At 63.4% G+C, this 4,477-nt stretch carries 5 protein-coding genes and 1 pseudogene; 3 read left to right on the forward strand and 3 right to left on the reverse strand.

The annotated features are described in order from the left end of the window. Together EN914_RS25530 and EN914_RS25535 are read left to right on the forward strand one after the other, a co-directional pair. Positions 1-926: bifunctional diguanylate cyclase/phosphodiesterase (locus EN914_RS25530; protein WP_245497843.1), on the forward strand; the 926-nt coding region annotated here is incomplete at its 5' end. A gap of 130 nt (positions 927-1,056) precedes the next feature. Next, positions 1,057-1,698: a LysE family translocator gene (locus EN914_RS25535; protein ID WP_024504022.1), complete on the forward strand. Its 642-nt coding sequence runs from the start codon at positions 1,057-1,059 to the stop codon at positions 1,696-1,698. A gap of 6 nt (positions 1,699-1,704) precedes the next feature. Here EN914_RS25535 and EN914_RS25540 read toward each other — a convergent pair whose 3' ends face one another. Genes EN914_RS25540 through rlmN form a run of 3 tightly spaced genes read right to left on the reverse strand, consistent with a single transcriptional unit; the run spans position 1,705 to position 3,865 of the window. Further along, positions 1,705-2,184, reverse strand: a complete 480-nt coding sequence (locus EN914_RS25540; RefSeq protein WP_024504021.1) for a hypothetical protein — start codon at positions 2,182-2,184, stop codon at positions 1,705-1,707. After that, positions 2,184-2,570 carry a hypothetical protein gene (locus tag EN914_RS25545; protein WP_244506876.1) on the reverse strand — a complete coding sequence of 129 codons (387 nt, stop codon included), beginning with the start codon at positions 2,568-2,570 and terminating at the stop codon, positions 2,184-2,186. The genes EN914_RS25540 and EN914_RS25545 overlap by 1 nt, the downstream gene beginning before the upstream one ends. A 59-nt stretch (positions 2,571-2,629) precedes the next feature. Beyond that, positions 2,630-3,865 carry a 23S rRNA (adenine(2503)-C(2))-methyltransferase RlmN gene (rlmN, locus tag EN914_RS25550; protein WP_024504019.1) on the reverse strand — a complete coding sequence of 412 codons (1,236 nt, stop codon included), beginning with the start codon at positions 3,863-3,865 and terminating at the stop codon, positions 2,630-2,632. Positions 3,866-4,244: 379 nt separating this feature from the next. Between rlmN and EN914_RS25555 the strand changes: the two are divergent. Next, positions 4,245-4,477, forward strand: a pseudogene (locus tag EN914_RS25555) (chloride channel protein); the annotation flags it as partial.

Below are 4,477 nucleotides of genomic sequence, written 5' to 3' on the forward strand. Positions count from 1 at the left end.
ACGGGGCCGACCGGGAGAGGCTGGTCAGCAATGCCGATCTCGCCATGTATCGGGCAAAGAACGACGTGACGCGGGCCGTCTGCTTCTACGAATCCGCCATGGACGAGACGGCGCGGGCGCGCCGCGCGCTGGCCACCGACCTTCGGCAGGCGATCGACCGCGGCGAGCTTTCGCTCCACTATCAGGTGCAGACCTCGGTCCAGACCGGCGCCACCTGCGGCTACGAGGCGCTGCTGCGCTGGACCCATCCTGTGCAGGGCATGATCCCGCCCGCCGAATTCATCCCGATCGCCGAGGAGAACGGCTCGATCATGGCGATCGGCGAATGGGTGTTGCGGACCGCATGTCGTCAGGCGGCATCCTGGGACAACAATCACAAGATCGCGGTCAATTTGTCGCCGGTGCAGTTCGCCCATGCCGACCTCGCCAAGCTCGTCCACCAGATACTGGTCGAGACCGGGCTGTCGCCGAAACGGCTGGAGCTGGAGCTGACCGAATCGACGATTGTCGCCGACAAGGTGCGCACGTTGCATGTCCTGCGCCAGATCAAGGCACTGGGCGTGACGATCGCGATCGACGATTTCGGCACCGGCTATTCATCGCTCGATACGCTGCGCTCGTTTCCTTTCGACAAGATCAAGCTCGACCGCTCGTTCATGGCCGATGTCGAGCGAAGCCCGCAGGCCAAGGCGATCATTCGGGCGGTGCTGACGCTGGGCCGCAGCCTCGACATTCCGGTGCTCGCCGAAGGCGTCGAGACGCATGTCCAGCTCACCATCCTGCAAGTCGAGGGCTGCAACGAGGCGCAAGGCTATTTCCTTGGCCGGCCCAAGCCGATCGACCAGATCACCGGGGGTTTCGATGTCCGCAACTATCAGCTCGTCGCGGAGGAGCCCGCCAGGATGCGGCTGAGCAGGCAGGCATAGGATTGCGGCGGCTGGCTGCCCGCGAATGCCTTCGCCAGACGCCTGCTGGATCGACCGTCGGATCGCTGCTGTGTCTGGCACTGTCATGGCGCATCCTGTATAGGGCCTCCCCAATCCCTTGAGGCCGCTCATGTCGTTCATTCCAGATACCGCCACGCTGATCCAGTTCGCCATCGCCACCGTCATCCTGGCGATCACGCCGGGGCCGGACATGACCCTGTTCGTCTCGCGCACGCTGAGCCAGGGCCGTGCCACTGGCTTTGCCTCGATGGCCGGCGCGCTGTGCGGCACGCTGATCCACACCACGCTGGTGGTGGTCGGCGTCTCGGCGCTGATCGTCGCCTCGCCGATGGCATTCTTCGTGCTGAAGATCTTCGGCGCCGGCTACCTCGTTTTCCTGGCCTGGCAGGCAATCACCAGGGGCTCGGCCTTTTCGCCGGAAAAGAAGACAGGCCCCGAGATTTCGCTGGTGCGCAGCTGGGCGGCGGGCCTCGGCGTCAATCTGCTCAACCCGAAGATCATCCTGTTCTTCATGACCTTCCTGCCGCAGTTCGTCTCCGCGCATGATCCGAACGCACCGGGAAAGCTGTTTTTCCTTGGGCTGATGTTCATCGTGCTGTCGGTGCCGGTGACGGTGCCGATGGTGCTGGCGGCGGAAAAGTTTTCGGCGGCGATGAAGGCCAGCCCGCGCGTCACGCGGGTGGTCGACTATCTCTTTGCCGGCGTGTTCTCCGCCTTCGCCCTCAAGATCCTGACGGCGCAGGCAAAGTAGGCGCCGTCATCCTGTATGGCCATCTTCTTTTGAGCCTGGTTCGCCTTGCCACCAGCTTGCGGCCCAGCGCCCGGCGCTGAGCCAGTAAAAGATACCACCGACCATGCCGCTGCCGATCACGGCCATGATGGCGCTGGTGTCCCTGACGGCGAAGGCGCTGTCACCGCTGTGGTCGGCAAGCCCGAGGAAAACACCGGCAACCACCGCGCCCGCCAGCGCATAGAACAGCCAGTCGCGCCGGCCCAGGATTTCGGCAAGCAGGATGACGACAGAGGCCGGCATCAGGGCGAAATAGGCGACGAACAGGGCGGCGAAGGGAATTGAGAAATACAGGGAAGCCGTCGCCGTCGGATGTGCATGCTCCGGCGTGTAGCCGAGCGATGCCAGGAACAGGATGTTGAGGAAGGCGCTCGCCGCCAGCGAGGCGACGGCATAGCCGAACAGGATGACGGTGAAACGGATGAGGTAGCCGACGAGACGCGCCATCAATCCCGGCCCAGATTCCGGCCCGTGCCGGACCTGCGTCCAGCCAGAAGCCAGTAGATCCAACCGGCGGCGATGCCGGCGGTGGCGAGAAAACCCAGAAAGCCCGGATTGAAGACAAAGCTGCTGGCGGAGCGCGGCATGGATACGCCAAAGGCGATGGACGTGATCGCACCGGTGGCGGCGAAGTAGAACCATCCCCGAAGTGAAAACCGTTCGGCGACAAAGAGCGCCGGGCCGACGATCAACAGCGCGCCGATCATTACGGTCAACACGGCGAGCGGGAACGAGCCAAGCCAGTCGAAGGCGAAAATGATCGACCAGTTGCCGTCTTCGATGCCTTCCAGAAGAGCGATCAGCAGCACCGGCACCAGGATCGAGGTCAGCACGGCGGCGACATAGCCGACCGCCATGATGGCGAGGCGTCTTAGGCAGGCGAAGGGGCGGTTCACGCCTCGCCGTGCCCCGCTATCATCATCGCTTCCAGAGCCAGCCGGTCGACCTTGCGCATGCGCTCGGAGTCGGATTTGAGCTGGCCGCAGGCGGCGAGGATGTCGCGGCCGCGCGGCGTGCGGATCGGCGAGGCATAGCCGGCATTGTTGATGTAGTCGGCGAATTTCTCGATCGTCTCCCAGTCCGAGCACTGGTAATTGGTGCCCGGCCACGGGTTGAACGGGATCAGGTTGATCTTGGCCGGAATGCCCTTGAGCAGCTTGATCAGTCCCTTGGCGTCCTCGATGGAATCGTTGACGTCCTTCAGCATCACATATTCGAAGGTGATGCGCTTGGCGTTCGACAGGCCCGGATAGGCGCGGCAGGCGGCGATCAGTTCCTTCAGCGGATACTTCTTGTTGATCGGCACAAGCAAGTCGCGCAGATCGTCATTGGTGGCATGCAGCGAGATTGCCAGCATGACGCCGATTTCCTCGCCGGTGCGGAAGATTTCCGGCACGACGCCGGAGGTCGACAGCGTGATGCGCCGCTTCGACAGGGACAGGCCGTCACCGTCGGAAGCGATCAGCAGCGCCTTCTTCACCGCTTCGAAATTGTAAAGCGGCTCGCCCATGCCCATCATGACGATATTGGACACTTTGCGGCCTTCGGCCGGCACGATGGCGCCGTCGGGCGTGTCGCGGTCAGGGAAATCGCCGAGCCGGTCGCGGGCGGTTAGCAGCTGGGCGAGGATCTCCTCGGCCGTCAGATTGCGCACCAGCTTCTGCGTGCCGGTGTGGCAGAACGAGCAGGTCAGCGTGCAGCCCACCTGGGAGGAGATGCACAGCGTGCCGCGACCCTCTTCGGGAATGTAGACGGTTTCGATCTCGACGGGCCGGCCGGCGCCGCGCGGCGGAAAGCGGAACAGCCACTTTCGCGTGCCGTCGGCGGAAATCTGCTCCTCGACGATCTCGGGCCTGGCGACGGTGAAATGCTTGTTGAGCTCAGCACGCAGATCCTTGGAGATGTTGAACATGCCGGCGAAATCGGAGACGCCGCGCACATACATCCAGTGCCACAGCTGCTGGGCGCGCATTTTCGCCTGGCGCTCGGGCACAGCGCCTGATGCAACCAGAGTCTCGGCGAGTTCGATCCGCGTCAGGCCGATCAGCGACTGCTTTTCGGGCTGTGCCGAGCGGGCACGCAACGCGTCGCGGGCGCTGTCAGTGGTGAGATCGAATGAAAGGGTCATGGTTGCACTGATATAAGCGGTTTGCGGCCGATTTCACGCATCGTGCCGGAAAGGAAGCGCGGCGCATAGCACAGGTTGAGGGCAGAGTCATGCTCAGCTAGCTTTACGATCTACGATCGCCTTGGAACGACGTCGGCACCGCCCCTCGTCATGGCGGGCATTTCTCTCCCGATAATGCCTGTCTTGCGGCGGCAGCGCGTTTGGCTGATGGCTTCCCCCACTCCGTCGAGCGTAGCTCGACGGAGTGGGGGTCGACCTTTCACCGAAGCGATGCTTCCGCCTGGCACTCAGGCGAGCGCCAACGACAGGTTTTTCCGGCGCTAGTTTAATAGACTGCCCAGCTGTGTTAGGCCGAAACATTCCCCGCTCGAGGACAGACATGGCCGGCACATCGCGAAAATATCCCATGCTGCGGCGTTCGCGCGCGATGTGGGGCTCACGGCGGGTCTGGCAGCCGCGCCTGGTGTTCTGGGCGGGCGCGCTTGGCATCGGTGTGATCAGCGTGCTGTTCGCGGTGCTGGCCGACAGGGCGCAGGAACTGTTTCAACTGATGACAGGAGATGCAGGCGGCTGGCGTTTCTATCTGCCGCTTGCCATTACGCCGTTGGGTTT

The sequence above is a fragment of the Mesorhizobium sp. M7A.F.Ca.CA.001.08.2.1 genome, from assembly GCF_003998455.1.
GTDB classification, from domain to species: domain Bacteria; phylum Pseudomonadota; class Alphaproteobacteria; order Rhizobiales; family Rhizobiaceae; genus Mesorhizobium; species Mesorhizobium ciceri.

Excerpts from the sequence above, each read along its gene's own strand:
- EN914_RS25540 (WP_024504021.1), bottom strand. The coding sequence starts at position 2,184 with ATGGCGCGTCTCGTCGGCTACCTCATCCGTTTCACCGTCATCCTGTTC.
- rlmN (WP_024504019.1), bottom strand. The coding sequence starts at position 3,865 with ATGACCCTTTCATTCGATCTCACCACTGACAGCGCCCGCGACGCGTTG.
- EN914_RS25535 (WP_024504022.1), top strand. The coding sequence starts at position 1,057 with ATGTCGTTCATTCCAGATACCGCCACGCTGATCCAGTTCGCCATCGCC.